The sequence below is a fragment of the Thermostichus sp. OS-CIW-20 genome (genome assembly GCF_054061455.1).
Window position 1 is genome coordinate 16,102 of record NZ_JBSSEF010000026.1, and the last position, 26,172, is coordinate 42,273.

Consider the following 26,172-nt stretch of genomic DNA (forward strand, 5'->3'; position numbering starts at 1 on the left):
CCTTAGCTGGGGCCGCTGAGCATGAAGGAGCTGAGCCAAGTTCTCAAAACCGGCCTCTGGGTTGCGGCCGGCGGGGTAAGTGCCCTGGCCGTGCTCAACGCCTGGATCGCTTCTCGAACCCAGCCTCTGCCCAGCCTCTTGCCGGGGGAGGAGAGGCACTATTTTTGGCGCGGCCACCGTCTGTTTTACAAGGTTGCGGGATCCGGCCAGCCCTTGTTGCTGCTGCACGGCATCGGGGCCGGCTCTTCCAGCTACGAGTTTCGCGCCGTGATGGCGGAGTTGGGCCAGCACTATCAGGTTTACGCTTTGGATTTGTTGGGTTGGGGCAACTCGGAGCGCCCCGATCTGGAGTACACCGGCCACCTATATGTCCGGATGATCGGGGATTTTGTCGGCCAGGTGATCGGGCGCCCCTGCCACGCCATTGCCAATTCTCTCTCGGCAGGGTTTGTGCTGCGCTCGGCCCGGCTGCAGCCTCAGCACTGGCAGAAGCTGCTGCTCATCGCCCCTCTAGGAGACAACAGCCTTGTCCCCGAGGCGCTAGGGATCCCTTTGGCTGAGGCGGTGTATGGTCTTCTCAGCTTGCCGGTTTTGGGGCTGGCCTTTTACAACGTCATCACCACCCCCTGGAGTGTACGTCTATTTACGGAGCAGAGCCTGTTCTCCCCTGGGTACGCTCTGGATGAGGCGGTGGTGGACTACTACTATCAGGCGGCCCACCAGGCGGGGGCCCAATTTGCCCCCCGTTCTTTTTTGACCGGCAAGCTTAACTTGCCCATTCAGGAGGACTTTCGCGTGGTGGACAAGCCGATGGCTCTGGTCTGGGGAGAAAACAACCGCCTTACTGGATCAGAACAGGCGGAGCGGTATCGTGCCTTGCGCCCAGAGGTGCCGATCTATCGACTGCCAGGGGCTGCTTTTCCCCACATCGAAGCGCCGCAAGCTTTTTTATCGGTGGCTTTGCGCTTTTTGGCCGAGGCCGATCCTGCCCTGCCAACCTAGGGGATCCCCGAGCAGGGAAAACTCACGCCTTTGCCGACTTTTTGCGGCGACTGTCCGGTCAGTCTGGTTTTTTCCAATCCAGGAAGAGTTCTCAGGCTCAGGCGCTCCGGCTGACATGGGGTCACCCCTAGGCCGTCACTTTGGGAGAGAGGAGCGAAGCCGGGCTCAGAGCTCAGGTTGGCTCCCCGGTATTCTCCTCCCAGGGGTCCCTATCCAAAGGGGAGCTGGGAGCGGCCGGGGCAGAGTCAGGAGCTGGCTCGGAAGGGGGGGCTTCTGCTTTGACGTACTCTTGCTCCCATTCTGGCTGCTCGGCAGCAGGAGCAGGCTCGGGCCGACGAGGAGGCGCCGCCTCGGCCTGGGGTTCAGGCTCTGCTTCGGGATATTCCTCTTCTTCGCCCTCGTATTCTTCGTCGTATACTTCCTCGTAGTTTTCCTCGACGGCAGGTTCATCAACGGCCCTGGGCAGGGCGGGGGCGGAGCCAGTGTCGACCAGCCAGGAGGGCTTGCCCAGGCCGAGGGTTTCCAAGATCCCTTTGGTCAGTTGGGCTAGGCGGGTTTCGGCGCCATCGGCCACGATGAGGCGATCGCCGCCGATGGAGACGATTTCATCAGCAGAGAGCAGGTAGGTGCTGAGGATAAAGCCGGGCAAAAAGGTCAGGCCGAGGTTGGAGAGGATCAAACCGGTGATTAGGCCGGAGACGGAGTTGAATTCGAAATCTTTGACTTTTCCAAGGCGGATCCCTTCTTCGGTAATCACCTCGCTGCCGACTACCCGGCTGAGACCCTCCAACTCCAAGTCCTCGAAGACTTCATCGCTGGGGACGAGGATGGCGTCTTGTCCTAGGGCCGTGACCTGCCGCAGCTCCAGAAAACGCGGCGATCCGGCAAAGGCCTTTTCCAGCACTCCTAGCACCAGGACTTGCCTAGCTTCCAGATCTGCCCAAACTTCGCTAACTACTCCAAGCCGGGCGGCATTGGCTTGGCTGATCACCTGCGTTCCCAGAACCTGTGACCGCCGACGAACCTCTGATCGCACCAGCGCAACAGATTCTTTCCCAGTCGTCATGGTGGTTTCCCCGTCGTGAGTCGAAGTGTCCGCGTCAGTGGGCTGGTCATCCGGCCCCAGGCATCAAAATCAAATAGTACCATTGCCTGTCTTCTCCCTAGCGGGCTGCCGGGATCGGATCCTGGACAATTTGCTCGCTCCAGGCCAGAAACCGCTCTGTCATGGCCTGCAGGGAATAGTGCTCTTCTGCGTGCTGTCGGCAGCGGCTTCTAGCGATCTGATCCAGGCGTTCCACCGCTGTTGCCAGAGCTGCCACGTCGTCTGGCTCCACCACCCAGCCGGTCTCGCCATCGCGGACAATTTCCGCCGGCCCGCCGCGGCGGTAGGTGATCACCGGCACACCGCAGGCCAAGGCTTCCACCGCCACCAGGCCGAAGGCTTCCACCCACTTAGGGGTCATGATCAAGGCCGAGCAGTGGCCCAAGAGCCGCTGCATCTGAGAGGTGGGCAAAAACCCCCGGTAATCCAATTGAGCCCGCGGGTACTGTTCTCGAATCTGCTGCCAGTAGGCCGGGTCTTGCAGGTGGCCCAGGATCAGCACCGGCCTCCCCGTCTTCTCGGCCAGGGCGGCGCAGTCTTCCAGGCCCTTTTCGGGGGCAATGCGGCCAACCCAGCACAGGGATCCGTTCCCCTCTGGCACAAACTCGTAGCGGCTGAGGTCGACGCCGCAGGGCAAATAGACAAAGGGATCCCGACCAGCCGCCATCTGGGCCCGGGCAAAGGCAAAGGTCTGGGCTTGGGCTCGCGAGTGTACCGCCAGCCGGCCAGGATAGGTGCGCGCGATGCGCTCCAAGGCCTGGTCAACGGCATCGCTAAGGGAGCCCATGCTGACGATATGGGCCACCGGCGTGCGGAAAAAACCTGTCAGGTAGAACGAGAGCCAGTCGTAGCTCCAGTTCACGATGAGCTCAAACTCATCCTGCAGTTGGGCAGCTCGCTGCCACAGGTTGGCCACCAGAGAAGGGGTGGAAAAACAGACCGGCTGGTCGCGGCGCTGGCTCTGGGCATAGGGCGGGGGGAGGCCGGCCACCGCCTCGATCACCCCTTCCGGCAAGTCGACACTGCAGGATCCCTCAGGGGCCAGCACGCGCACTTGGGCTCCCCTCTCAAGCAGGCTCCGCGCCAAGTTGACAAGGTTGAGCTCCACCCCGCCGCCAGCTCCCGATCCCAGGGGCCCAACGGGGGTGGAGACAAACAAGAAGCGGTAGGTACGAGGCATGGGCGCCCTAGCAGGCTCGACCCCTTGCTGGCTAGTCTGGTTGACCCTGGGGGGACAAGGTCAGGTTCTGGCCACGAAGATTTCCCCTTTCTCCACCTTAACTTTGTAGGCGGTCAGGTCGGCATTGGCCGGGCCACGGGTACGGCTGCCATCGGCGGCAAAAACTGAGCCATGGCAGGGGCAGACGAAGTTCTCCCCCCGCCAGTCCACGTCGCAGCCGGCATGGGGACAGGCTGCATCCAGAGCCAGCAGCGAGTCTTCCTTTTGGGGATCCCCGACTAGCCAAAGGGTGGCGGTGTTTTTCCCAAAGGCGTCTTCTACCTTGAAGGGGCCTTCTTTAAGATCTTCTAGCGTTGCCACTTTAACGAACTCCGGCTCAGCCGCTTTGGGGCCCGAAGCAGCACCCTGGGCAATGGCACGGTTAAAACGGCGCTGAGCCAAGGCAGGCAACAGGCCCACCAGCGAGCCAAAACCAAGCGCCAGCCAACGAAGAAAACCGCGACGATTGTTGTACATGGCCATGTGTCCTGAGATGGATGCAAGGTGTCGGTTAGGAACCAATCCAAGCGTGGCCTCCCAAACGGGACGCTAGCCCGGCGGCTCCTCTTAATATTTTGTTACACTAGGACAGCTTCAGCCAGCGCGAAACCGCACTTTTATGGGATTCTGGCGAAGGTCGGTCGGGCCTGTCCCTAGATTATGGGGAAGAACCGCCCACCCCTTCTAAGCATCGCCAGTCGGTTTCTTGGTCTGAGAGTGGGGAGGGTGTCAACGGGCTTGCTGTGGAGGGGGGATAGGTCGGAAATATCTTGGAGCAATCGCAGTCCCACTCACGAGATCTCGCGAAGGTAGCGGCGGCGCTCCTCGTATTCGGCGCGGGTAATCAAGCCCTGCTTCAACTGGATCTCCAACTGCTGCTCGGGATCCCGGACTTCCCGACTTTTCGCACTGGTCCAGTCCAGCTCGATGAGATCTCGATTGAAGCGAAAATCGAAGTCCTCATTGGTCATGGTGAGAAACCACAGCCCTTCCAGCAAACAAAGGGCGCGTACCCCGTAGCCGAGGAGCTGCAACGGGATGGAAGGAACGAACACCATCAGCCCCAGCACCAAGTAGCCCCAGCCCCAGCGCCTGTGGCCCATGTAAAAACGCTGCAGCCCTGGGATCAGCACCCCCAGCACCGCCAGCCAACCGGCCACCTCGCGCACCAGGCGCTGACGTTTCTGAAGGGGGGTATCAGAGCTTTTGCTCTCCGCCATCGTCTGCCCCACCTACACGTGCCACTAGGCTAGCTCAAGTGGCACGCGGCTCTGTCAAGCTACAGTTTGAGCAGGATCCTGCCGCATATACTTTATGGGGGCAGAGTCTGGGGGGAACATGGCAGAACGAGATCTGGCGGTGGCGATCCTGGCGGCGGGCAAGGGCACCCGCATGCGGTCGCAGTTGCCCAAGGTGCTGCACAAGCTGGGATCCCTGTCTTTGATCGAGCGGCTGCTGCGCACGGTGCTGACGTTGAAACCCCAGCGCTGTCTGGTGATTGTGGGGTACGGGCAGGAGCAAGTGCGCCGAGCCCTGCAGGAGTACCCGGTCGAATTTGTGGAGCAGGCGCAGCAATTGGGCACTGGACATGCGGTGCAGCAGCTTCTGCCCGTTCTGGAGGATTTTCAGGGGGATCTGCTGGTGGTCAACGGGGATGTGCCTCTGTTGCGGGCGGAAACCCTGCAGGCGCTGCTGGAGCGCCACCGCCAAGTTCAACCGGATGTGACCTTGCTCTCGGCCCAGGTGGCGGATCCCTACGGCTATGGGCGGGTGTTTTGCGATGCCCAGCAGCGGATCCTGGAGTTGGTGGAAGAGCGAGACTGCACCCCGGCCCAACGGCAAAATCGCCGCATCAACAGCGGGGTGTACTGTTTCCACTGGCCGGCCCTAGCAAGGGTGCTGCCCCGTCTGGGCCGGAACAACGCCCAGCAGGAGTACTACCTCACCGAGGCCGTTAAACTTCTGGACACCGCCATCGCCCTGGACGCCGAGAATGCGCGGGAAATCGTCGGCATTAACGACCGCCGCCAACTGGCCCAAGCCTACCAGATTCTGCAGGATCGCCTCAAGGAAGCCTGGATGGAAGCCGGGGTCACCTTTGTGGATCCCGACAGCGTCAGCCTGGAAGAGACGGTGGAATTGGCCCCCGATGTGGTGATCGAACCCCAAACCCACCTGCGGGGCGTCTGTCGCATTGGGCCACGCACTCGTCTAGGGCCGGGCAGTTGGATCGAGTCCAGCACCATCGGCTCCGATTGCCACATCCTCTACTCGGTGGTCAGCCACAGCCAGATCGGGGATCGCGTCTGGGTAGGCCCCTACGCCCACATCCGCCCCAACAGCTGCATTGGCGACGGCTGCCGCATCGGCAACTTTGTGGAAATCAAAAACGCCCAGATCGGATCCCATACCAACGCCGCCCACCTGGCCTACCTGGGCGACGCCAAGCTGGGATCCCAGGTCAACATCGGCGCGGGCACCATCATCGCCAACTACGACGGCCAGCAAAAGCACTTTACCGAAATTGGGGATCGCAGCAAAACAGGCGCCAACTCGGTGTTGGTGGCTCCTTTGCAGGTGGGATCCGATGTCACCATTGCTGCCGGCTCCACCATCCCTGCCCGCTACCCCCTGCCGGATGACTGCTTGGTGATCGCTCGCTCCCGCCCGGTGGTCAAGCCCGGTTGGCGACTTGGGATCCGCTCCTCCCGCCGCCAAGAGCTCCAGCCCATGCCACCGGGATCCCTCAAGATTTATCCCTTGCGCCTTTTCCCCGGCCAAGATCTCAAGCAGGAACTGGAGCGAGTGGCCCGGCAGCAGCCCTTGCAAGCGGGGTTTGTCCTCAGCGCCGTCGGCAGCCTTAGCCAAGCCACCCTGCGCCTGGCCGACCAAACGGGGGATCACCTGTTGTCGGAACGCCTGGAGATCCTGGCCCTGAGTGGATCCCTGTGCCCTGACGGAGTCCATCTCCATCTCACCGTTGCCGATGCCCGAGGCCAAACCTGGGGGGGACACCTGCGCCCCGGCTGCCTCATCTACACCACCGCCGAAATTGTCCTCGCCGACAGCCCGGAGTATCGCTTCTCCCGTCAACCGGATCCGGCCACCGGCTACCTGGAGTTGCACATCCAACCCGTGGCAGGGGATCCCTGCTGGCCGTCCCCACCCCCCCAACCCCAGCAAAACCAGCAGACAAAACCAGAGGCTGACAACAGCAGGCCGAAAACCTTACAGTAGTCAACATTGGCTACCTAAAGCTGGAAGAGGCTGGTGAGCGCCAAGCCAAAAGTTGCACGAAACTCATGGACGCTTTGCGGTGTGGCGGACATGTTACTGGGCTTCCAAACACAACTCATCCTCAACCACAAGCAAACAACTCTAGCAGCTCAACATGCTGGGGTAGCCCGCCACGCCTACAACTGGGGCCTAGAGGTCTGTCGGCAAGCCCTGGAGAACCAGCAAAAACTCCCCACCGCCATTGACCTGCACAAGCGCCTGGTAGCTGAAGTGAAGCAAGCGCATCCCTGGTACTACCAGGTCTCCAAATGCGCCCCTCAGCAGGCACTCCGCAACCTGAAGCAGGCCCTTAAGCGCTGGCGCAAGGGGCTAGGTCAGTTTCCCCGCTTCAAGCGCAAGGGGGTGCAGGACAGCTTTTACCTGGAAGGGAGTATTCGCACTTCTGGCAACCGCATCAAGGTACCTATCTTCGGTTGGCTGCGCTGCGCAGAGCTGCTCCCGGTGACCACACCCAAGAACGTGGTTGTTAGCTTGAGAGCATGACTCTAGTCAATAATAAGCTCAACTATACTGAAAATAATGTATAATATGTTCAGTACGGATTACTACCAGTTGATCTTTCTGTTTACTTTCGAGTCTGCCAACATGGTAGCCAAAGCAAAGCAGAAAATTGGTAGTAAGACGACACGGAAACTGCGCTTTGGGTATTCTACTCAAAGCTTTGCGGGATACCGCCATTCTGTTTGGAAACAAACAGAATGCTATCGCTGCATAGTTGAACAGTGATGTTCAGCAGTGTTCAGCGTAAATGTATCAGCCGGACATTGGTACATCTCCTTCAAGTACGAAGCTCCAACACCCCAGGTGGAGAAGACCGGAGAGGTGGTGGGAGTGGATTTGGGTATCCATCACCTGGCCACCTGCTCCGGCGGGGAAGTGTTTCCCAATCCCAAGCCCTACCGCAAGGCCCAGCGGCGTTTGGTCAGGCTGCAACGGCGGCTGAGCCGTAAGCAGAAAGGCTCTGCCAACCGCAAGAAGGCGGTGGTGCAGTTGGGCAAAGCTCACAAGCGGGTGGCAGACATAAGGACTCCGTCCCGCTTACGCGATCGGCAAGACAATCTGCACAAGCTGACGACTTACCTGGCCAAGAGATACCGAGTGGTGGTGGTAGAGGACTTGCAGGTAAAGAACCTGCTCCAGAACCGCAAGCTGGCGGGATCCCTGTCAGACTGTGGGTTCTACGAGCTGAGGACTCCGTCCCGCTATCGCGAACGGCGACAGCTAGAGTACAAGGCCCGGCTCTACGGCTGTCAGGTGGTGGTGGCGGATAGGTTTTATCCGTCCAGCCAACTGTGTTCACGGTGTGGCCACAAACAGAAGATGCCACTCAGCGAGCGGGTATTTCGCTGCCCGTGTTGTGGTCTGGGGATAGACCGCGACCGCAATGCAGCGCTGAACCTGGTGCGGTGGTATTTTGAGTGCTACTTAAAGCGCTCAACTACCCCAAGCTCTGGGGAAAGAGACGCCTGTGGAGATTCCTCTGGCGGGGTGGTAAGCCTGAAGCTTACTACCAGTCACGAGTCGTGGAAGCAGGAAGAAAGCAGAGACGCGACAGGCACTGAACACTCTGGAAGTGTTTGTTAGCGTTTCGTAGGTCTTTCGGAGCGGTCATCAGTACCCCGTTGAGCAGCCAGAAATTGTTAAGCTTAACGCACGGATGGCAGTATCCGGCCATGCCCCGAGTGACAACTGCTGACGAGCTGCTGACAGAATATGCCTCTGGCGAGCGCAACTTTCAAGAATCCAACCTGGTGGGGGTGGACTTGGTGCGCTCCAACTTGCAAGGGGTGAATCTGAGAGGGGCCAACCTCTCCTTTGGCAAGCTGAGTGGCATTAACCTGCAGGAAGCCGATTTGCGCGGCGCCGATCTCAGCTCGGCCAACTTGATGGGGGCCAACCTCCGCGGGGCCAATCTTTGGGAAGCCAACTTGATCGGCGCGGATCTCAGCTTTGCCGACTTGCGAGAAGCCAACTTGCACGGTGCCTACCTTTGGGAAGCCAAGCTAACCCGTGCACAACTGCAGGGATCCGATCTAAGCGGGGCAAAAATCGGCGGAGCAGTGCTGACCGGCGCTGACCTCAGCGGAGCCACCCTACCCGACGGGAGTGTGCGGGCTTGAGCCACCCCCCCAGCAGACAAGGCAGAATGGAACTGTTGCGACGGGATCCCTGATGTTGCTGCTGTTCAACTTGGTCTTGACACTGCTGCTGGCTTTGGGAGTGGCAGTCCTGGCCGGGCAAAACCCCACCACCCTGACCGTACATTTCTTAATGTGGCGCTCGGTGGAGCTGCCTTTGGGATTTCTCATTGCCGCGGCTGTCGGCTTGGGCCTGTTGACGGTGGGGCTGGGCTCTCTCCTCTGGCCTGGGCGCAGCTTTTCTGCCACCGCCCGCCAATTACAGGAACGGGTGCGCCAACTGGAAATGCAGGATCAACCGCCCCAATGACGCACAATTGCCAAAGGGATCCCTCTGCTTTCTGGCTTTGGCTCAACGGCTTCGCTCCCGCCGTTGACTTGCTGGACGATTTTGTCGGTGGCCCTGAGGAAAGCGTGCCGAAATAGCTCGCCGACTGAGACTGGGCGTAAGCTGAGAAAGGATCCCTTCGCCGTCTGCTTGATCAGTGCGTATCTCCAACCGTAACCATGCCTCATTCCCAACCCACTTCCCCGGATCCCTCTCCCCAAGACCCACGGGCCCTGCGCAAAGCCCTGCGCGGATCCAGTACCTACTTCGCCAAGGGGTTTGAAGAACACAAGGATCAAGCTCAACTGGAGCTGCAAACCACCTACAAAAGCCCCCTTGTGGAGCAAATCCGCGCCCAGGCTTACCGCTATCAGCGGGGCGACATTACCATTCACCTGGCCAAAGCCTTTGGCTTTTGCTGGGGTGTGGAACGGGCGGTGGAATATGCCTATGAAGCGCGGCGACGCTTTCCGGATCGGCAACTGTGGATCACCAACGAGATCATCCACAACCCTTTGGTAAACCAGCACCTGAAGGAGATGGGGATCCGCTTTGTGGAGAAAGGCCCGGACGGCAAGAAGGACTTTTCTCAGATCCGGCCCCAAGATGTGGTGATCTGGCCTGCTTTTGGGGCGAGTGCCTCGGAAATGGCGTTTTTCCGGTCGCAGGGCAATGAGATCGTCGATACCACCTGCCCCTGGGTTTCCCGCGTGTGGAACCAAGTGGACAAGCACCGCGCGGCCCAATTTACCTCTGTCATCCACGGCAAGTACAACCACGAGGAAACCGTAGCCACCAGCTCCTTTGCCGAAAAATATCTGGTGGTGCTGAACCTGGAAGAAGCAGAATGGGTCGCCCGCTACATTTTGCAAGGCGGAGATGCGGCAGAATTTCGGCGGCGCTTTGGCAAGGCCACTTCCCCCGGTTTTGATCCGGATCGCGATCTAGAGCGGATCGGCATCGCCAACCAAACCACCATGCTAGAGGGGGAGACCCGCGCCATTGCTAAGCTCTTTGAGACCACCATGCTGCGCAAATATGGCCCCCAGGAGTTGGACAATCACTTCATGAGCTTCAACACCATCTGCAATGCCACCCAAGAGCGGCAGGACGCCATGTTCGAGCTGCTCGAGCAGCCTTTGGATGTGGTGGTGGTGATCGGGGGGTTTAATTCCTCGAATACCACCCACCTGCAGGAAATTGCCCTGGCCAAGGGCTTGCCTTCCTTCCACATCGATGGCCCCGACTGCATCCAACCCAACAACCGCATCCGCCACAAGCCCCTTCACCAAGACCCGACAGTTACCGAAGGTTGGCTGCCCGCCGGGCCGGTGCAAATCGGCATTACCTCCGGTGCCTCTACCCCAGACCGCGTTGTTGAAGAGGTGATTCAACGCATCTTCGCCCTGCGTGAAGAACCCCGGCGGATCCCTGCCTAGGGATCCCTTCCCTCTTCCCTTTGAGCGTGCTCAACACCCTTTTTCAGGTTTATCCTCCCTTGCTGGGCTGGACGCTGCTGGGGTTTGCTCTCCAGAAGGGGCTGCCCGGCGGCTGGAATCGTTGGCTGGATCCCCACGCCTTGGGGCGATTCATGTTTTGGGTGGGAGTGCCCCTCAGCATTGTTGGGTTTATGCAGGGGGTGGATCTGTCGGGCCAAATCTGGGTCGCCCCTCTGATCTGTTGGCTGTCGGTGGGGCTGGGGTTTGCCTTGACCAGCGCTTGGCTGTGGTGGCAGCGCCACAACTGTTGGAGCAGTGCCCAGCAGGGCAGCTTTCACCTAACCGCCACCCTGGGGAACACCGGGTATTTGGGCTATCCCATCTGTCTGGCTGTGGCCGGAAGGGCTTACTTTGGCTGGGCCCTGTTCTACGATCTGCTGGGCACTCTGTTCATGGCCTACGGGTTTGGCGTGTGGGTGGCCAGCCGCCACGGCAGTTCCCATGCTCAGCCTTGGCAGGTGGGCCTCCACATTCTGCGCACCCCTGCCCTCTGGTCGTTTGCGATGGGCCTACTGCTGACCCGCGAACCCCTGCCGGGTTGGCTCTCTCAAGGGTTGGCGGCTTTTGCCTGGAGCATGATCCCGCTCAGTTTGATGATTTTGGGGATGCGGCTGGCCCAGGTGAAGCGCTGGGGATCCTTTCTTGCCGCCGGAGTGGCCCTCTTGATCAAAATTGTGATTGTGCCGCTCTTGGTGGGAATCGGCCTTGCCTTCACCCCCTACCCGCCTCTGGCCAAGCTGGTGCTGGTCCTGCAGAGCGGTATGCCCCCCGCCATCGCCACCCTGGTGCTCACGGAAGAATACGACTTGGATCGGGAAATTACCGTAACTGCCTTGGCCGTGGGGTACTTGGCCGCCTTGCTGACCTTGCCCCTCTGGCTGGGACTCTGGGGATCCTAATAGGCCAGGTGAGACAACGTCTGCTCTAGGTAGCGATGCACCAGTTGATCCAGCTCTGCTTCCTGAGTGGGCAACTCCCGGCCCTGGAGCCATCCCCGAAAACCCGAGCTTTCCACAATGGCCTGCCGCAATGGCTTCCAAACTGCTTGCGTGCGCAGTGCTGTATCGGAGCTGAGAGCAGGACTGATCATGAGAAGAAGGTGAGTAGGAGTGATTCACCCTCAGAATAGCTTGGATCCCAGTTGACTTTGGCTCTCTAGGATACAAATCTCCCCTCTATGCTGAGCAAGCCTTCTCTCAGTCGCTCAAGCCAAAAAATCCTCAATATAGTCATTCCAAACTAGATTGAGACACTCCCCAGGCGTTCCGCGCTGCTTCCGCGGCCACCCCCAGACCTTCTCCCAGAGGGAGAGAGGAGCTGGACAGAAATGTTTCATTCCTGTTTAAAATGACCATACATCCCATCAACTCGAGCAAGAGGCCCAGGGATCCCTAAACGAACAATTGGCTGCGCTGCTCGACCCGTAAAGTTGGCCCCAAGGCATTGAGAAGAGAGACGCCGTAGCTGCGGACGATAATGCGGCTATCCAAAATAGCCACCCATCGAGTGGGGGAGCTGGGGTCTTCTCCCGAATCAGAGCCTTGCCGCAGAGGCGCGACGGCCCGTTGCAACTGGGCAGCAGCCACCGGCAAAAGGTACTGACGAAACCAGTCCTGCTGGGTGCGTTGCAGATATTGCACCCGTCCGGCCACCCTTGGGTCTTCCACAGAAGGGAAGGGCAAAGTGGTGATCACCATCAGTTCCGGGCGAGGCAAGCCGGCCTTGTGGTGCAGCCAGTAGGGCCAGTCGCAGACCAAAATGCCCTTTTCGCCGGGGAACGGGCTGTTTACCCGCACCCGTGAGCCGAATTCGGCAGCCAAAGCCGCCCCCACCTGTGCCTGCAGAGGCTGATCCGACACCAACACCACCACAAAGCCCTGCGCTTGAGGGATCAGCTTTTTCAGCTCTTGCAGCAGGTGATCCTGAAATAGAGGGCTGTTGGGCAGGGGGAGGCGCGGCAAGTAAAGGGAAAGCTCCGCCCCGCCAGAACGTGGCCAACCCTCGCCTGAGGCAAACCGCAGCGGCGTCAGATCCGGCAAGCCCAACCGTCGCCGATAGGTTTCCGCCTGGCGATCCAGATCCAGCGCTTCCCCAATAATCACCACCGGCTGTGTGGCCCAAATGGGGGCCAACCAATCCTGCAGAGCCGCCGGGCTGTGGTGAAGGGTGAGGCGACCGGTTTCTCGGTCGGTTTCGGCCCACCAAATCCATTTGGAGACGGGATCCCCCTCAGAGCTGAGCCGCCGGCGGATTTGATCCCAGGGATCCGGCAGCCAGCCGGGGTAGCCTGTCACCAAAGACAGCACAGCATCCAGGTGAACCTGTTCATCCGCATGAAGCAGACAGCGGGAAAGAGGCCGCCGCAAAAGCTGCAGGGACAAATTGACCTGAACCTGGGAGAGCTGCTCCGCCTCGGCAGGGAAGATTTGCCGGAGCTGTTGCCAATGGCTGGCTTCCAGGGTCACCGTTAGCGCCTGGTAGGCCCAATCTTCTAGGTCTTCGGCTCCGTCGAGGATCAAAGGGATCCCTGTCGGCACTTGCGAGGATCCCTTTCTCAAGCGAGCTTGCAGCCAATCCAGGGGATCCACCAACAGCAACCCCTGGAAATCGGGATCCGGCCAACGGTCTTTTTGCAGGACAGGCTTATGCAACTGCAGGGTGTGCTGTAGCCAGGGGATCTCTTCCCCCAAAATTTGCGCCTGCACAGGAGCTGTAGCGCAGAGCAAGGTGGGGTTGGGCCACATCAGGGCCGGCAGCAGATAACTGAGGCGGTGCTGACCCCCAGCAGGCACCTGGATCAAGGTGCTGCGACCCAACCGCAACCCTCGCGCCACCATGCGAGCCATCGTCAACTGGTGGGGCCACAGGGCTTCGGGAGACTGCCGCAAAAGCTGCCGCAACTGTTGGTGGACTTCAACCTCAATCACAGTTCAGTACGCCGGGGATCTGCCACAGACGGTAGGGTGAACTAGCCTATTCTAGGGTAGAGAAGAAAACCAAAGCCCATCTCTGGGGTGAGCGATGTCTCTTCTAGCTGCTGTTTCCACAGAGGGCCAACCCGTTGCACAGACGGGATCCCTGCTTCTAGACCGCTCCGGGTGGGGCCGTTTGCGCATGAAGGGATCCCCAGGCTTGGACTATCTGCACAACCGAAGCACCCAAAATCTGAAGGCCCTCCAGCCAGGGCAGGGGGCCGACACGGTTTTCGTGACCCCCACCGCCGGCATCCTGGATTTGGCAACGGTGTACGTGGGAGAAGAAGACTGCTGGATCTGGACTTCACCCCAGCGGCGCAGCCTGCTGATGCAGAGTTTGGGGCGCATGCTGCCTTTGGTGCGGGGAGCACAGTTGAAAGATGAGACAGATCAGACCTTTGGTTTTGGATTGCTCGGATCCCAGAGTCAAGCTCTCCTGGAGCAAGTGGTGAGCTCAGAAGAGATCCCGACTGGGCCTCATGAGCACTGCGCCGTGGAGATCCAGGGGATCCCTGTCCATCTGGCTTGTGGCACGGGTCTTGCCCAGCCGGGGTTTACCCTCTGGGGCACCATTGACCAGAAAGTCGCTCTTGAAGAATGCTTGCTCCAAGCCGGAGCCAAGCTGGCCCCACCTGAGCTGTGGGAAGTCCTCCGCCTAGAAGCGGGTCGCCCCGCCGCCGACCAAGAGCTGACCTCAGACTACAACCCCCTAGAAGCCGGCCTGTGGCGAGCTGTTTCCCTTGACAAAGGTTGCTACGTTGGCCAGGAAGTCTTGGCCAAGCAAGTAACCTACAAGCGCATTCGGCAAACCCTGTGGGGGATCCGCCTTCAAGGAGAAGCTCGTCCTGGCACAGAGATTTTGCAGCAGGGGGAAAAGATTGGTTTACTGACCAGCGCGGGCTTGACTTCGCAAGGGTACCTGGGATTGGGATACGTGCGCACCAAATTCAATCCTGCCGAGGGGCTGGAAGTTGAAGTCGGCTCAGCGCCGGGAGTCCTGACCCGAATGCCGTTTTCCAGCTTCCCGCCTATTGTCTAGCATTATTTTTGCGGCAGAAAGCTCTCCTGCTTTGTAGAGAGAAAATGGGCAAAGGATTAAGAACTTACCAGTCAAAGTGGCGGCGAAAGCGGGGATCCCGTCGATCCTTTTTGCGTCGGTTACAGGTTTTGCACAACGTTTGCAGATTGCTGATGTCGTTGCTGCCCCCTTGGGCAATGGGGATGATGTGATCGATCTGAAGCTGAACCTCTGGAGGCGATTTTCCGCAACCGCGACAACGGAAGCCGTCTCTTTGGAAAACATACTCCCGCACGGCTGCTGGAATTAGAATCCTTTCGCCGGATTTTCTTTCTTTCATCGTTATTCATCCATACTGCGAAGATCGTCCAGTGGAGACTTTTCATCTAGAGGTTCTAATATCTCTTGGTCGGGTTCTTTTATCAGAAATTCAGGATTGTCAGGATAAAAGTCAATCGTAACTTCTACTCTTACTTTTACTCTACCGGTCTGCCAACCGTTAGTTTTAGGAGAAAGAATCGAGCATGGAACTCCTTTATCGAAAAAATGAACCTGATCTTCATAGGGAATACCTGTTTGTATCCGTATCTCAAACGAACTCAAGTAACTGTCTAGTCCTCTTCCCATTTGGTCAAACCTCAGGAAATAAGAATTGATAGAATCGCAAAGCTTGGAAATCATGTAGACTTCCTGCTCATTGTTCTCGTTGATAAAAGTGATAACTCCGTCTCGCAGTTGGCTAAGATTAATGGATGTTTTTGTCATCTTATCGACCTCAAGACATAGAGACAACTTGAACAGCCCGTAAATCATCCAGTATAGAATCCTCTAGTTTTCTGGGAGCGCTATCTCCAGAATCTCTATATGGGTCATCAGGAACAAACTCGAGATAAACTTTGACTGATATCTTGCCAGAGATCCACGACTTTCTGGGCTGTAAGACTCTAGATTCTATTCCATCCACGAGCATTCTAATGTTCGCATAAACCTTTCTTGATTGAAGGTAACCGTTTGTCCGGGAAGTATCTGAAAGAAGGTAATTAATAATTGCACTATGCAAGCTACTTGGAAGGTAGACTTGATCACCAATTTCAACGACAGTTTCCCTATCATCTGACCTAAAAACTATCGGATCGACCACGGCATTGTCTCCTATTGCTAACAGACTTTACTGACTGACATCTTCCCGAATGTCATCCAAAGGCGATCTACTGCTCCCTGATCCCGTTTCTTCTGGCTCAAACTCAACCACTAGTCTCATCCTAACTCTACCAGCAATCCACGGTGAGCCAGGACGTAAGAGTTTAGCAGGAATTCCTTTCACGTTAGTTATTCCGTTCAAGTTGCTTCATAGAATCGAGACTCCCTTTTCGCTAAGTTTGCTGGATAAGTAGGATCTGATACTCTCATAAACAATCTCTGAGTACACCTGAGCAAACTCTTGCGAGTAGATTAGGCGTCCTCCTATATCAATGACAGTATTTTGGAAAATATCTAGCTCAACAAAGCACTCCTGAGATTGATCATTACTTGACACTTGCCCAACCCCCTCTATGTCTCTCTGGCTTAGGCTAGCTCTCACTTTCGCGAAGGTCATCCAGAGGGGATCCACTGCTGCTCTCTGAGCCTGTATCCTCTGGCTCAAACTCTACAATGATCCGCAATCTGACTCTGCCTTTTTCCCAATCCTTCTTGCCCGGCACCAAGAGCTGACAAGCAAGTCCCTGCCCAAACCACTTCGCTTCTTGCAACAATTTTTCTTCTGGCTTGGGAGCAAGAAGGCTACTGGCAATGTTGAGCAAGTCTTCCGGCGGCAGGATCCCTGAGGATCTCAAGGCCGCAATGAACAAGCGATGCAGCTCTTCTTTCTTGGTCAAGTCCTCTTGGGCTGCTTTGACCAAGTTGGCAACCTTGAAAGTTTTCTCCCTTACAGAGAGGATCCCTTCTGGGTGCTGCTGTAGAGGTATTGATTTGGATCCCATGACTTTATCTGGATCGAGTGAAAGGCCAAAAACAAAGACAAGCCGCTCTATCTCAGATCATCGAGGATGCTATCCAACTCTGGAAAACTCTCGTCTATGGGTGTAGAACGACCAAGAGCGACTGCTTCGCTTGCATTGCTGTCACCTACTTGCTGTTCAGGAAGACTTGCCAAAATCTGAACTGACTCACCAACAGAGGAAGGCTCAGGACGAGTAATCAAGGGCAGCATCTCGCGATTGAGGCCCAAAGCCTGCAGGCAGAGGTTGATCCCAGAAACAGCTTGGTTGTACTTGTCTATGCTTGCCTCCAGTTCTTTCAGCCGCTGTTGGTTAAGCGCAATTTTCTCTTCAGCCTCTTTTCTGAGAGTTGCTTCCATGAACTGCTTTGCTTCTGGGTACTTTTGCAAAATCTCATCGGCTACTTGCTTGGCAACCGGCAATAGCTGAGTTTTTAGAGTATTGTTGGTCTCTTGTCGGAAGCTAGAACGCACTGTCTGGTTAACTTTCTGCTCGAAGTCAAGCTTAAGTAATTGTCGGATTCCAGGCTCTGCGTCTTGAATGGCAGAGATGTCGTATGATTGGCTGGTTTGTTTTAGGACTTCTCGAAACTGGTAGATCGAGAATGTTCCTTCCTCATAGAAGCGGGGACTTTCTCTGAGGTAGCGGTCGCACTCTTTTCGGGCACCATTGACAAGAGAGCTCAAAGTTACATCTCTAACCGAAAGAAGCTTTTTCTCCAAGTCCCCATCGGATCCCAGTAGGCGAAACAACTGCCTGTAGTAGCTCGAGCTGCGAACTTCATCAACAAGGCGACGAAAGAAGTTCTCTACAAGCGTGCTGGCTGATTCTACCAGGATGTCCTCTAGATGGTTGGACAAATAATAAAAGGCTTCGACCAATACAGCTAAGAATGGAGCTGTGGAGTTGCGGGGACGAATGCGAACGGCTTGACTGTAAACATTGTCCAACGAAAAAGTATCCAAAAGCTCATCTAGCCTCCGTACCATCCTAGTCTTCAATTTATGGAAATCGTTCTCAAATTCTTTGTTTTCTCCGTTAATAACTTTATTGACTACTGTCTGGATATGCTCGTCAAACTCTCGGCCAATACTGGCTAGCTGCTGATTGATCAGCGTCAGCTCATAGGAAATCATGCTGTCAATCTCTTTGGGCTGGCTATCAATGTCTCGGTAGAGATCTAGATAGGACTTCCTCATCTCGATGCAGAGAGGTTGCAAATCATCGGCCAGCGCGGAAAATAGCTGTGGCCGCTTTTCTTCCGTTAAATAACGAGTGATCCCAGCCCGAAAGTCTTCAATACCGCTATCTTTAATCATATACTCAATCAAAGGTTTTCCCCACTCCCTCAGAATCCGAACGTAGTTATTTATGGGTGTGTCGTACCCATGTACAGAAGGGCGGAACGGGGATCCAACTAGCCTACCCGACGTGCAGTACTTATTAAACTCGCTGACAAACTGGGGCGTTTCTTCCTCACCACCCAATTCTTTGATGCTTTCTGAAAAAATCGTATCCAGTCCAAATCGATCCTCGGGGGTAGTTGCCTTGATCTGGGAACCATAGAAGCCGAGAAGGCCGCTTGTCTTAAATACGCGGAGTTGACGAAACTGCTGGTCGATAATGTTTTCTAGTCTCTGCTTTAGTTGTGCGTTGTACCAAGTCTCGTCAATCCGGTTAAATACATAGAAGACCCGATCCCTGATGCTATCATTACTTTGAATATGCTCAATAAGCTCTGTCTCTTCCTTGGTCAGCTCACCCGTTGCAGCACACTTGAGAACGCAAACAACTGCGGACGTATCCGGATCGGCAATTTTTCGATAAGTACGCTCTGCATCCGCTTTGACTGGAGCATCGATCCCAGGAGTATCGACAATAACGTTTCCATCTTCCAGCAAGGGGTGGTGGCAATAGTATTCCACCTTTCGCAAAACTGCGCTATTGGCGCCGCGCCGGGCAAAACCCGCAGCTTCTCTTAGGTTGCCGAAGTTGAGCTGCTCCATCGAGAAGACTTTGTTCTCGGTAGGGTGAATTTTGTCCCGGTTCTGCTGGAAACCTGTAATCAACAAGCGGAGGGCATCCGCCTGCTTTGCCCGCTCTGACTTGCTTTTACCTCCCTCCTGTTGAATAATAGCCTCAGCACGCTCCTTCAGGGGATTCAGTGCAGTGTCTTCCAGCCTGCTGAGTGACGGAGCCAAGTTTAGGAAAGCGCAGAAGGCGGTCATCTGTTCTTGCACTTCCTGCTCGCTGAGAAAAGTGAGCACCACTCTCTCAGCATTTGGCTCTGCGTAGCCAATGTAGCACTCTGTCCCTGTGGCGTGTCCTTCGGCGCTGTAGAGAAGCTCCCTTTCTAGCAAAGCGTTGATCAACATCGACTTGCCGGCGCTAAAAGCACCGGCGAAGACAATCTCAAAGGTTGGGGAAATAGCCTTGCTCAGCGAAGCTTGAATTCGGGTTGTATCTTGCTTTCCTGAAAGGGTGGGATCCTGCTGCCAGAGGTTTAGAATCGTTTCAACGTGCTCCCGTAAGTTTTCGCACTGAGGCAAGAGTTGCACAGCCATCTCAGGGATCTCCGCTAGGGCTGGGGAGATTATAACGCCCTCAGCCCTAAGGGGAAGGTTCTCATGCTACTTTTCTTCAGATAAGGCACCCTTTGATGGCTAACAGCACAGAACCTAGCTTGCCAGGGCAAAGAGGTCGCTCCACTCGCGGTTGGGAACGCCGGGCTTGGCGATGATCTCGAAGATGCGGTTTTTCGCTGCCGGTTGAAACAAGCTTTCGACAGCTACCTGGGCAACTTTGATGCGAGGGACGCTGCCCTCAAAGAGGGTATCGGCCTTGGAGAGGACAATGCCATCTTCGTTGTCCTGGTTTTTCAGGCCCCCTGGCCGAATGATGGTGTAGGTGAGGCCGCTTTTTTGCAAGTATTCTTCGGCTTGCTTTTTCCACACCAAGATCAGCCAAAACAAGTTGAGAGGATGGAACAACTGAGACACGCACAGAGAAGAAATCAAAACAAAGTGTTGGATCCCTTTGGCCTTGGCTACATCCACTAAGTTCTTGGTGCCTTGGTAGTCCACTCGGTAGGGCAGAAAGGGATCCCAACTGGGCCTAGCGCCAGTAGCGCAGAGCACCACCGTGCATCCTTCCATGCCGGCTTCCAGCGTGGCCGGATCCAGCACATCTCCCACCACCACTTCTGCTTCGGGGGGCAGAACCCGAGCGGCCAACTCGCGGCTGCGCACCAGCGCCCGTACCGGGATGCCGCGGCCCACCAACTCTTGGACAATGCGCCGCCCTGTTTCTCCTGTAGCCCCTGCAACAAAAGCCTTCATCCTCTCCCCCTGCCAAACTGCTTAATGTGACGGTGGCGGTTCCAGGTTCCATGCTGGCCTTGCTAAGACCATTATCTTCCCAAAATCCGCCCAGGCAGGGATCCTGTCCATGCGACAGGGGTAGTCGCGGCAACCGCGGGCGCCAGCTTCGATCCCGGCAGCCGGCCAGCTCCAAAACATCCTCCGCTCCACCGCCGGGTAGACCTGCGGTTCAAAGGGAAGGGATCTTGAAAGTCTTGAAGCTTTATTGAATAGGTTTGGCCACATCCCCCACCTTAAAGCCAGAGCTGCTGAGAATGCGGCCCACACTGGATCCCTGATCCACCTCTGTCAGTTGGATCTGGCCAGCGGGCTCAGTCAATTTGCGCAGGACTGCCCCCGTGGCCGGATCTTTAACCTCGCGAACGACGCGCTCCACAGACAGGATCAATCCCACGCGGTAGCCGTCGCTGCTGCCCTTGTTCAAGATCACCTGGTTACCATAGACATCCGCCACCAAGGCATCGACGGTCGGCAAAGAGCGGGGCTGGGCCGCTAAGCGACTGGCAAAACCGGCCAACTGCTGGGCAATTTGCTCCACCGCCTGTTGGCTGGCCAAAACCAGCAGCTTTTCTTCGTTGCTGGTGGCCGATCCCCCGCCAAAGTCGGCAACCGTGACGGTGCTATCCGACTGGCTGACGTTGCCCCGGCCCTCGACCACGGCCAAGATCTCCGCCGTGCTGGTGCTCACCAGGCGGGCATTGAGCTGCACGTTGGCATCAGCATCCACCACCTCGGCCCCCACCGCCAGCGGGAAGCTGCCGAAGGGGGTCAAGACCCGCGCCTCACCCCCAGAACGGCGCACCGACACATCGAACTGGGTAACACTGCCGAGGATCACAGCATCGACCCCGAGGATCCGGCCCACCTGAGCGGCGGTGTTGGCATCTAAGCGCCCCGATAGCCCCAAGTTCTGCTCGGCCAAGATCGCGTCCAGCCGCGAGGGCTCGATAACCGAAAAGGTGCCATCTCTCACCAGCCGATCCACCAGCAGATCGCTCACCCCCCGGGATGCCTCGCGCAGGCTTTAGGAATTGCTGAGGCTGCTGAAATCAAAATCCAAAACCGCAACGCGCGGGCGAGTGGTGGGTTGAGGCGCTTGTCCTACCTGGCTGGGGGCAGAGAGATTGCAGCGAAGGTCTTGGGGAAACTTCTGGCACAGCTCCGGATTGGTGGCAAGCTCAGCAGCGGGATCCCGAACAGGAGAATGGAAGAGAGGCTGCGCATGGTTGAGCGATCTCCTAGATCGAGATCGAAGAGGTGGCCACAGTCCATTCTCAGCTTGCACCCAAAAGCGGGGCGGTGACCGGCATCACCTGGGCGCCTGTTCCCAGAAGATGTCCTATACTCTACCGATTCCAAGGCCATTGGGAGAAGGGATTGAGAAGGTTGGCACAGAGGAGTTGACAGATCTCAACAGTTAAGACTGAGCAGAGATGCTCGCCCTTTGTGAGTTGCCGGAAAAAGCTTGACCCGCTTTATTGGGCCGGGTTTAGATTGGGATCGAGCGTGCAAACTCAGTGTTAGCCTAGTAAAGCTGTGTTTTTGTACAAGCTATGCCTGTTCCTAAGAAGAAAACCTCCAAAGCCCGCAGTCGCAGGCGGTATGCGGTTTGGCTGGGCAAAGCCAAGCTTCAGGCCCAGCGGGCGATGACCATTGGGCGCGCCATCCTCAGCGGTCGCAACACCGGCTTCTACTACCCCAAAGCCAAGTCGGAAGAAGAGGAGGGAGAAGAATAGGGATCCCCATAGCCGGAAGAGTGGTTTACATTGGGGTCAGGCTCTCTTGAGAGCTGTTCTGCTACCTCCCAGTCTTGGCTGTTCAGCGACTTGCATGCGCTCGTTGACCTCTCTTACCTACTACCAGCGGCTGGGCTTGTCTCCAGGGGCCTCTCCTGAGGACATTCGGCGGGCCTACCGGCAGTTGAGCAAACGCTACCATCCCGACACTTCTCCTCTGGCGCCAGAGGTGGCGATTCGTTGCTTCCAAGAACTCCAGGAAGCCTACCTTGTCCTCAGCAACCCGGCAAAACGGGCCATCTACGATGCCAGCCTGCGGGCGGTGACGGCCAACATGGGATCCCCCGGTGCTGATTCTCTGGAGCTGCGCATGGAAACCCGGCCTCTCTCGGCGGGCGAGCTCTGCGCCCTGCTGCTGATGGGCTCCACCTTCGTGGCGTGTTTGGTGTTGGCGGTTGCTTTGGCCTGGCTACGGGAGGGTGGGGTGGGCTGACCAACTCCGGTTGCTTGTGGATGAGGTTAAGACAAAGCGCTCAGGGCTTCCCATTGATAAGGTGCTTGAATGGAATAGGTTGTTAACTTTTGTTTTGTTCGACGGCTTCTCTGCGCGCCATCTCGCCATGCCTTTGCCTCCTGCAACTACGCCTCTCTACAATCACCCGCTCCACGCCATCGAACGCTGGCTGGAGGATCAGGGCTGCACCCGTGACCCGCAGGATGTGGAGCAGTGGTTTTGCGAGCGGCCCGGCTGGAAAGCCTGCCTGCGCCTGGAGGAGACCAGCATTTGGGTGCGCTATACCTATCCTGATGGCAACACCAAAACTCTGTCTTTTCCCTATTCGCTAAGCCGCCAGGATGTAGAGCAGGCCATTTTTGAGGACTAGCCGGCTATGCGCATTCTGCAACTGCCTGCCCTGCGCGACAACTACATCTATCTGCTGCACGATCCCGAGACGGCCACGGCAGCGGTGGTGGATCCGACAGTGGCCGAGCCGGTGCTGGATAAACTGGCTGAGCTAGGGGCGGAGCTGGTGGCCATCTTCAACACCCACCACCACCACGACCATGTGGGGGGCAACCTGCAACTTTTGGCCCGCTACCCCCGTGCCGTCGTCTACGGCAGCCAGGCGGATCGGGGACGGATCCCGGGCCAGACGGTGGAGCTGCAGGCGGGAGAGACGGTGGCATTTGCGGGCCGGCAGGCGAAGGTGCTGTTTGTGCCCGGCCATACGCGGGGACATGTTGCCTACTACTTTCCCGAAAGCGGGGATCTCTTCTGCGGCGATACCCTGTTTGCCGGGGGATGCGGGCGCCTCTTTGAGGGCACCCCGGAGCAGATGCTGGGATCCCTGGATCAACTGCGGCAGTTGCCGGAAGCCACGCGGGTCTGGTGTGCCCACGAATACACCTTGAACAATCTCAAGTTTGCCCTGACGGTGGATGGGGACAACCCCGACTTGCAGGCGCGCTACCAACAGGTGGTGGCCCTGCGCCAGGCGGGATCCCCAACTGTCCCCAGCACCATCGGCGAAGAGCGCCGCACCAATCCTTTTTTGCGCTGGGATCAGCCGGCTTTGCGGGCGGCTACGGGCGCTCAAGATCCGGTGCGGGTTTTTGCCCGGCTGCGGGGTATGAAGGATCAATTCTAAGGCTGGCCGGAACGCGAACGGGGCCGAGTTGTGATTGGGATCCTGTCCTGACGCTGGGAATTCCCAGTTTGCTTTCCGTAAGATTGGCTTCTTTTTTCGGGAAGGCGGGACATACTGCTAAGTAAGATAGGTAACCTCGGTGGGCCTGCATGGCTACTCCCTAAGCCCCCATGTCTTGTCTTGACTGCCCAGCTCTGCCCACCTTTTTGCAGGAGGCAGGGCGTTTGTTTCTCTGGCTGCCCACTCCTCATACCCACCGGAAAATCTGGCAGGCCCTGGAGGCCAAGACAGAGGTTCCCGTTCAACTTTTGGAAGACCTTGGCCTAGTTGTTGCCATTGCCCAGGGGGCCCTCAAGAAGACCCTGGAGACAATGGCCGAGGTTCTCTCCCAAGAAGAGATGCAGGTCAGCCGCGCCTTGTTTTTGCCTGGGGATAGGGATCCCTGCTGGCAAGATTGCGCCCGGGTGGAGTCGTTGCTGCAGTTGTTCCACCGCACCCAAGCCGAGCTGTTGTTGGAATTGTTGAAGGAAAACCGCCTCACCACCTATTTCCAGCCCATTGTCCGGGCGCGGGATCCCGCTTGGGTGGTGGGCCACGAAGCGCTGGTGCGGGGGTTGGACAGAGAGGGCAAGGTCATTGGCCCGGACTTGCTTTTTGCCACGGCCCGCGAAGCCGGGTTGCTCTATCACCTGGACTTGGCTGCCCGCCGCACGGCCATTGCTGCCGCCACCCAGCACCGCCTCGAGGGGGATCTGTTCATCAACTTCAGCCCCACGGCCATTTACGACCCAGCCTTTTGCCTGCGCTCTACTGTCTGGGCCATCAGCCGCGCCGGGATCCCGCCAGAACGGGTGGTGTTTGAGGTCAATGAATCCGACCGCAGCCCCGATTTGGATCATTTGCAGCGGATTTTGCGGTTTTACCGGCAGGCGGGCTTTCGGGTGGCGCTGGATGACCTGGGCGCCGGCTACGGATCCCTAAACCTGTTGCACCGGTTGCAGCCAGATGTCATCAAGCTGGATAGGGAGCTCATTCGCGGCGTAGATGGGGATCCCTACAAGGCGGTGATTGCCCAAAAGGTGCTGGAGCTGGCCCAAGAGCTGGGGATCGTCACCCTGGCCGAAGGGATCGAGACGGCAGAGGAGCTGCAGTGGGTGCGCGACCACGGGGTGGACCTGGTGCAGGGCTTTTTCATCGCCCGGCCCCAGCCTGTTCCCCCAGGATTAGGATCCATAGGATAGCTGCCCCCACGGCTTGAGCGGCTACTGAGAAGATGACCAAAGCTGGGAGGAAGAGATCGTAGAGCACCCCCATCAGGGCGCTGCCCAAAAACCAGGCCAGGCCGTAGAGGCTGGTAAACAGCCCAAAGGCAAAGCCCCTCGCCTGGGGAGCCACCATGCCGGCTACTGCCGCCTTCATGACCGATTCCTGAGCCCCCAAGCCAATCCCCCAGAGCACTATGCCCACCACCGCCAGCCCGTAGCTGCCGGAAAAGGCCAGCGGCGCAAAACCGGCAGACAGGACCACCGCCCCCAGCAGGCTCCCCAGCCGGATGCGGTCAAACAGCCAGCCACAGCCCAAGGCCGCCAAGGCATCCACCCCCATGGCCAGGGCGTAGAGCAAGGGGATCCCTGCCTCCTCGCTCCCCGACTGTCGTTGCAGATGGAAAGCAATGAGGGGAAAGTCGGCAAACCCCACGGCCACACAGGCCGCTGCTATGAGATAGAGCCAAAAGACCCTGGAAAAGCCTTGTGCTGGAGCGGTTTCCGGCTCCGGCTCAAAGTCGCGCGGGGTGGGATAGAGCCATCGGGCCAGCCCCAGCACCCCCAGCCCCAGGGCCGCCGGGATCCCCAAGGCCAAGAATCCACCCCGGAACCCGTAGCCGGCGGCAACCATCCCTGCCACCAGCAGCGGCCCCCCCACCGCCCCGATTTGATCCAAGGTCTCGTGCAGGCCAAACCCAATGCCCTGGCCCACCTGCAGAGCCGCATGGGAGAGCAACACATCCCGCGGCGGGGTGCGGATCCCTTTGCCCAGGCGCTCGGCCAGCAAAAGCAAAGCGGCCCAAGGCCAACTGTCCACCCAGGCCAAAGCGGGGATCGCCGCCGTGTTGACAACATAGCCCAGGGTGGTGAGCTGCCAGTGCCCTCGACTGGGCCGAGAGGGATCCCTACTGAGCCGGTCGCTCCAGTAGCCCACGCCCAGGCGCAGCCCATAGGCCAACAATTCTCCCCCGCCGGCCACCAGCCCCACCACCGTGCCGCTGGCCCCCAGGGATCCCAAAAAAGCTCCGGAGATGCTGCGGGCCCCCTCGTAGGTGGCGTCAGCGCAGAGGCTGACGATCCCGAGGAGGAAGATAAAGCGCCAAGCAGAATCGGACATAGCCAGCTCCTGAGGACGGGCAATCCAACTGGGGATCGGGACTATGGCTGGGGCTGAGGAGCGTGATGGAATACTTGGACGCTGTGGCAAGTAACTAGACCGTCGCGCACCAGGTTTTTGACATCCGGCAGAAAGGCCTTGATTTTCTCCGGCGTGTCGATAAACGTTACCAAAATGGGCAGATCTGTGTAAAGCTCGAGAAGGTTGCTGCTGCGAATGTGACTGTTGTGGCCAAAGCTGGCAATGGCTCTCACCATGGTACCGCCCGCCATGCCCCGCCGACGGGCCAGCTCCAGCAGAGCCAGGTAGAGAAGCTTATTTTGTCAGTGATCCGACTCGCCAATGTAGATACAGCCTTTTAATTTAAAATAGGGTACAGGTATTCAAGAGGAAGGAGAGAAAGGAATGCCGACTCATTCTTTGGATTTGCGGCAAAGAGTTGTA

Annotated in this window: 29 protein-coding genes and 2 pseudogenes; 15 read left to right on the forward strand and 16 right to left on the reverse strand. The window is 57.7% G+C overall.

The features are described from left to right. Positions 1-21 precede the first annotated feature (21 nt). Positions 22-1,002, forward strand: coding sequence for an alpha/beta fold hydrolase (locus tag ACVWXC_RS09705; protein ID WP_011430025.1), 981 nt, complete (start codon positions 22-24; stop codon positions 1,000-1,002). A gap of 172 nt (positions 1,003-1,174) precedes the next feature. Here ACVWXC_RS09705 and ACVWXC_RS09710 read toward each other — a convergent pair whose 3' ends face one another. From ACVWXC_RS09710 to ACVWXC_RS09725, 4 genes are all read right to left on the reverse strand, one after another. Next, on the reverse strand, positions 1,175-2,068 hold the full coding sequence (locus ACVWXC_RS09710; RefSeq protein WP_011430024.1) for a PRC-barrel domain-containing protein: 894 nt from the start codon (positions 2,066-2,068) through the stop codon (positions 1,175-1,177). A 97-nt stretch (positions 2,069-2,165) separates the two neighbouring features. Beyond that, positions 2,166-3,287 (reverse strand): glycosyltransferase family 4 protein, encoded by a 1,122-nt coding sequence (locus ACVWXC_RS09715; protein ID WP_457392356.1) that lies wholly within the window; start codon positions 3,285-3,287, stop codon positions 2,166-2,168. Positions 3,288-3,347: 60 nt separating this feature from the next. Further along, positions 3,348-3,809, reverse strand: coding sequence for a QcrA and Rieske domain-containing protein (locus ACVWXC_RS09720; RefSeq protein ID WP_228375465.1), 462 nt, complete (start codon positions 3,807-3,809; stop codon positions 3,348-3,350). 308 nt (positions 3,810-4,117) lie between these two features. Further along, on the reverse strand, positions 4,118-4,546 hold the full coding sequence (locus ACVWXC_RS09725; protein ID WP_099812202.1) for a hypothetical protein: 429 nt from the start codon (positions 4,544-4,546) through the stop codon (positions 4,118-4,120). A 118-nt stretch (positions 4,547-4,664) separates the two neighbouring features. On the opposite strand from ACVWXC_RS09725, the pseudogene glmU reads away from it, so the two are divergent. The 8 genes and pseudogenes from glmU to ACVWXC_RS09765 form a co-directional block, all read left to right on the forward strand. Further along, positions 4,665-6,017, forward strand: a pseudogene (gene glmU / locus ACVWXC_RS09730) (bifunctional UDP-N-acetylglucosamine diphosphorylase/glucosamine-1-phosphate N-acetyltransferase GlmU); the annotation flags it as partial. Between the two features lie 39 nt (positions 6,018-6,056). Next, positions 6,057-6,563 (forward strand): PPC domain-containing DNA-binding protein, encoded by a 507-nt coding sequence (locus ACVWXC_RS09735; protein ID WP_457392392.1) that lies wholly within the window; start codon positions 6,057-6,059, stop codon positions 6,561-6,563. A 90-nt stretch (positions 6,564-6,653) separates the two neighbouring features. Further along, positions 6,654-7,106, forward strand: coding sequence for an RNA-guided endonuclease InsQ/TnpB family protein (locus ACVWXC_RS09740; protein ID WP_457392395.1), 453 nt, complete (start codon positions 6,654-6,656; stop codon positions 7,104-7,106). Between the two features lie 252 nt (positions 7,107-7,358). Beyond that, a complete protein-coding gene (locus ACVWXC_RS09745; RefSeq protein WP_457392360.1) occupies positions 7,359-8,207 on the forward strand; it encodes an RNA-guided endonuclease InsQ/TnpB family protein in 849 nt (282 codons plus the stop codon). Positions 8,208-8,296: 89 nt separating this feature from the next. Continuing rightward, positions 8,297-8,743 (forward strand): pentapeptide repeat-containing protein, encoded by a 447-nt coding sequence (locus ACVWXC_RS09750; protein ID WP_414328976.1) that lies wholly within the window; start codon positions 8,297-8,299, stop codon positions 8,741-8,743. A gap of 52 nt (positions 8,744-8,795) precedes the next feature. Further along, a complete protein-coding gene (locus ACVWXC_RS09755) occupies positions 8,796-9,071 on the forward strand; it encodes a lipopolysaccharide assembly protein LapA domain-containing protein (RefSeq protein WP_011434193.1) in 276 nt (91 codons plus the stop codon). A 197-nt stretch (positions 9,072-9,268) separates the two neighbouring features. Beyond that, the gene (locus tag ACVWXC_RS09760) at positions 9,269-10,528 is read left to right on the forward strand and encodes a 4-hydroxy-3-methylbut-2-enyl diphosphate reductase (RefSeq protein ID WP_457392363.1); all 1,260 of its coding nucleotides are present in this window, start codon (positions 9,269-9,271) and stop codon (positions 10,526-10,528) included. 26 nt (positions 10,529-10,554) lie between these two features. Beyond that, positions 10,555-11,487: an AEC family transporter gene (locus ACVWXC_RS09765; protein WP_414328971.1), complete on the forward strand. Its 933-nt coding sequence runs from the start codon at positions 10,555-10,557 to the stop codon at positions 11,485-11,487. Here the strand turns inward: ACVWXC_RS09765 and ACVWXC_RS09770 are convergent. After that, positions 11,484-11,678 (reverse strand): hypothetical protein, encoded by a 195-nt coding sequence (locus ACVWXC_RS09770; protein WP_414349826.1) that lies wholly within the window; start codon positions 11,676-11,678, stop codon positions 11,484-11,486. The genes ACVWXC_RS09765 and ACVWXC_RS09770 overlap by 4 nt on opposite strands. A gap of 301 nt (positions 11,679-11,979) precedes the next feature. Next, the gene (locus ACVWXC_RS09775; RefSeq protein WP_414383537.1) at positions 11,980-13,515 is read right to left on the reverse strand and encodes an ATP-dependent DNA helicase; all 1,536 of its coding nucleotides are present in this window, start codon (positions 13,513-13,515) and stop codon (positions 11,980-11,982) included. A gap of 94 nt (positions 13,516-13,609) precedes the next feature. Between ACVWXC_RS09775 and ygfZ the strand changes: the two genes are divergently transcribed. After that, a complete protein-coding gene (ygfZ, locus tag ACVWXC_RS09780) occupies positions 13,610-14,602 on the forward strand; it encodes a CAF17-like 4Fe-4S cluster assembly/insertion protein YgfZ (RefSeq protein WP_457392367.1) in 993 nt (330 codons plus the stop codon). A 64-nt stretch (positions 14,603-14,666) separates the two neighbouring features. On the opposite strand, the gene ACVWXC_RS09785 is transcribed toward ygfZ, so the two are convergent. The 8 genes from ACVWXC_RS09785 to ACVWXC_RS09820 form a co-directional block, all read right to left on the reverse strand. After that, positions 14,667-14,921 (reverse strand): HNH endonuclease, encoded by a 255-nt coding sequence (locus tag ACVWXC_RS09785; RefSeq protein WP_011430012.1) that lies wholly within the window; start codon positions 14,919-14,921, stop codon positions 14,667-14,669. 2 nt (positions 14,922-14,923) lie between these two features. Further along, a complete protein-coding gene (locus tag ACVWXC_RS09790; RefSeq protein ID WP_457392370.1) occupies positions 14,924-15,346 on the reverse strand; it encodes a KGK domain-containing protein in 423 nt (140 codons plus the stop codon). Positions 15,347-15,356: 10 nt separating this feature from the next. After that, positions 15,357-15,722 (reverse strand): KGK domain-containing protein, encoded by a 366-nt coding sequence (locus tag ACVWXC_RS09795; RefSeq protein WP_457392373.1) that lies wholly within the window; start codon positions 15,720-15,722, stop codon positions 15,357-15,359. Positions 15,723-15,749: 27 nt separating this feature from the next. Beyond that, positions 15,750-15,905 carry a KGK domain-containing protein gene (locus tag ACVWXC_RS09800; RefSeq protein ID WP_457392376.1) on the reverse strand — a complete coding sequence of 52 codons (156 nt, stop codon included), beginning with the start codon at positions 15,903-15,905 and terminating at the stop codon, positions 15,750-15,752. Between the two features lie 247 nt (positions 15,906-16,152). Next, positions 16,153-16,563, reverse strand: a complete 411-nt coding sequence (locus ACVWXC_RS09805; protein WP_011430011.1) for a KGK domain-containing protein — start codon at positions 16,561-16,563, stop codon at positions 16,153-16,155. Positions 16,564-16,610: 47 nt separating this feature from the next. Then, a complete protein-coding gene (locus ACVWXC_RS09810; protein ID WP_457392379.1) occupies positions 16,611-19,145 on the reverse strand; it encodes a dynamin family protein in 2,535 nt (844 codons plus the stop codon). Between the two features lie 114 nt (positions 19,146-19,259). Continuing rightward, the gene (locus ACVWXC_RS09815; RefSeq protein WP_099812211.1) at positions 19,260-19,919 is read right to left on the reverse strand and encodes an SDR family oxidoreductase; all 660 of its coding nucleotides are present in this window, start codon (positions 19,917-19,919) and stop codon (positions 19,260-19,262) included. A gap of 244 nt (positions 19,920-20,163) precedes the next feature. Continuing rightward, a complete protein-coding gene (locus tag ACVWXC_RS09820) occupies positions 20,164-20,961 on the reverse strand; it encodes a CsgG/HfaB family protein (RefSeq protein WP_457392382.1) in 798 nt (265 codons plus the stop codon). A 553-nt stretch (positions 20,962-21,514) separates the two neighbouring features. Between ACVWXC_RS09820 and ACVWXC_RS09825 the strand changes: the two genes are divergently transcribed. The 5 genes from ACVWXC_RS09825 (at position 21,515) to ACVWXC_RS09845 (ending at position 24,587) form a co-directional block, all read left to right on the forward strand. Continuing rightward, complete coding sequence (locus ACVWXC_RS09825; RefSeq protein WP_011430004.1) at positions 21,515-21,697, forward strand: 50S ribosomal protein L32; 183 nt, start codon at positions 21,515-21,517, stop codon at positions 21,695-21,697. A gap of 94 nt (positions 21,698-21,791) precedes the next feature. Then, entirely contained in the window at positions 21,792-22,190 is a 399-nt protein-coding gene (locus ACVWXC_RS09830; protein ID WP_011430003.1) for a J domain-containing protein, read from the forward strand. Between the two features lie 127 nt (positions 22,191-22,317). After that, positions 22,318-22,581: a DUF3143 domain-containing protein gene (locus tag ACVWXC_RS09835; protein WP_041438969.1), complete on the forward strand. Its 264-nt coding sequence runs from the start codon at positions 22,318-22,320 to the stop codon at positions 22,579-22,581. 6 nt (positions 22,582-22,587) lie between these two features. Then, the gene (gene gloB / locus ACVWXC_RS09840) at positions 22,588-23,346 is read left to right on the forward strand and encodes a hydroxyacylglutathione hydrolase (RefSeq protein WP_011430001.1); all 759 of its coding nucleotides are present in this window, start codon (positions 22,588-22,590) and stop codon (positions 23,344-23,346) included. Between the two features lie 170 nt (positions 23,347-23,516). After that, entirely contained in the window at positions 23,517-24,587 is a 1,071-nt protein-coding gene (locus tag ACVWXC_RS09845; RefSeq protein WP_457392387.1) for an EAL domain-containing protein, read from the forward strand. On the opposite strand, the gene ACVWXC_RS09850 is transcribed toward ACVWXC_RS09845, so the two are convergent. Together ACVWXC_RS09850 and ACVWXC_RS09855 are read right to left on the reverse strand one after the other, a co-directional pair. Next, a complete protein-coding gene (locus ACVWXC_RS09850; RefSeq protein WP_011429999.1) occupies positions 24,538-25,728 on the reverse strand; it encodes an MFS transporter in 1,191 nt (396 codons plus the stop codon). The two genes, ACVWXC_RS09845 and ACVWXC_RS09850, sit on opposite strands and share 50 nt — an antisense overlap. 41 nt (positions 25,729-25,769) lie before the next feature. After that, a pseudogene (locus tag ACVWXC_RS09855) lies at positions 25,770-26,036 on the reverse strand (DUF190 domain-containing protein); the annotation flags it as partial. Positions 26,037-26,172: the final 136 nt, after the last annotated feature.

Bases quoted from the DNA above. Each gene is read 5' to 3' on its own strand.
- ACVWXC_RS09810 (WP_457392379.1), bottom strand. From the start codon at position 19,145: ATGGCTGTGCAACTCTTGCCTCAGTGCGAAAACTTACGGGAGCACGTT.
- ygfZ (WP_457392367.1), top strand. From the start codon at position 13,610: ATGTCTCTTCTAGCTGCTGTTTCCACAGAGGGCCAACCCGTTGCACAG.
- ACVWXC_RS09720 (WP_228375465.1), bottom strand. From the start codon at position 3,809: ATGGCCATGTACAACAATCGTCGCGGTTTTCTTCGTTGGCTGGCGCTT.
- gloB (WP_011430001.1), top strand. From the start codon at position 22,588: ATGCGCATTCTGCAACTGCCTGCCCTGCGCGACAACTACATCTATCTG.
- ACVWXC_RS09715 (WP_457392356.1), bottom strand. From the start codon at position 3,287: ATGCCTCGTACCTACCGCTTCTTGTTTGTCTCCACCCCCGTTGGGCCC.
- ACVWXC_RS09815 (WP_099812211.1), bottom strand. From the start codon at position 19,919: ATGAAGGCTTTTGTTGCAGGGGCTACAGGAGAAACAGGGCGGCGCATT.
- ACVWXC_RS09750 (WP_414328976.1), top strand. From the start codon at position 8,297: ATGCCCCGAGTGACAACTGCTGACGAGCTGCTGACAGAATATGCCTCT.
- ACVWXC_RS09740 (WP_457392395.1), top strand. From the start codon at position 6,654: ATGTTACTGGGCTTCCAAACACAACTCATCCTCAACCACAAGCAAACA.
- ACVWXC_RS09835 (WP_041438969.1), top strand. From the start codon at position 22,318: ATGCCTTTGCCTCCTGCAACTACGCCTCTCTACAATCACCCGCTCCAC.
- ACVWXC_RS09755 (WP_011434193.1), top strand. From the start codon at position 8,796: ATGTTGCTGCTGTTCAACTTGGTCTTGACACTGCTGCTGGCTTTGGGA.
- ACVWXC_RS09805 (WP_011430011.1), bottom strand. From the start codon at position 16,563: ATGGGATCCAAATCAATACCTCTACAGCAGCACCCAGAAGGGATCCTC.
- ACVWXC_RS09725 (WP_099812202.1), bottom strand. From the start codon at position 4,546: ATGGCGGAGAGCAAAAGCTCTGATACCCCCCTTCAGAAACGTCAGCGC.
- ACVWXC_RS09770 (WP_414349826.1), bottom strand. From the start codon at position 11,678: ATGATCAGTCCTGCTCTCAGCTCCGATACAGCACTGCGCACGCAAGCA.
- ACVWXC_RS09760 (WP_457392363.1), top strand. From the start codon at position 9,269: ATGCCTCATTCCCAACCCACTTCCCCGGATCCCTCTCCCCAAGACCCA.
- ACVWXC_RS09845 (WP_457392387.1), top strand. From the start codon at position 23,517: ATGTCTTGTCTTGACTGCCCAGCTCTGCCCACCTTTTTGCAGGAGGCA.
- ACVWXC_RS09705 (WP_011430025.1), top strand. From the start codon at position 22: ATGAAGGAGCTGAGCCAAGTTCTCAAAACCGGCCTCTGGGTTGCGGCC.
- ACVWXC_RS09790 (WP_457392370.1), bottom strand. From the start codon at position 15,346: ATGACAAAAACATCCATTAATCTTAGCCAACTGCGAGACGGAGTTATC.
- ACVWXC_RS09825 (WP_011430004.1), top strand. From the start codon at position 21,515: ATGCCTGTTCCTAAGAAGAAAACCTCCAAAGCCCGCAGTCGCAGGCGG.
- ACVWXC_RS09710 (WP_011430024.1), bottom strand. From the start codon at position 2,068: ATGACGACTGGGAAAGAATCTGTTGCGCTGGTGCGATCAGAGGTTCGT.
- ACVWXC_RS09830 (WP_011430003.1), top strand. From the start codon at position 21,792: ATGCGCTCGTTGACCTCTCTTACCTACTACCAGCGGCTGGGCTTGTCT.
- ACVWXC_RS09735 (WP_457392392.1), top strand. From the start codon at position 6,057: ATGCCACCGGGATCCCTCAAGATTTATCCCTTGCGCCTTTTCCCCGGC.
- ACVWXC_RS09785 (WP_011430012.1), bottom strand. From the start codon at position 14,921: ATGAAAGAAAGAAAATCCGGCGAAAGGATTCTAATTCCAGCAGCCGTG.
- ACVWXC_RS09850 (WP_011429999.1), bottom strand. From the start codon at position 25,728: ATGTCCGATTCTGCTTGGCGCTTTATCTTCCTCCTCGGGATCGTCAGC.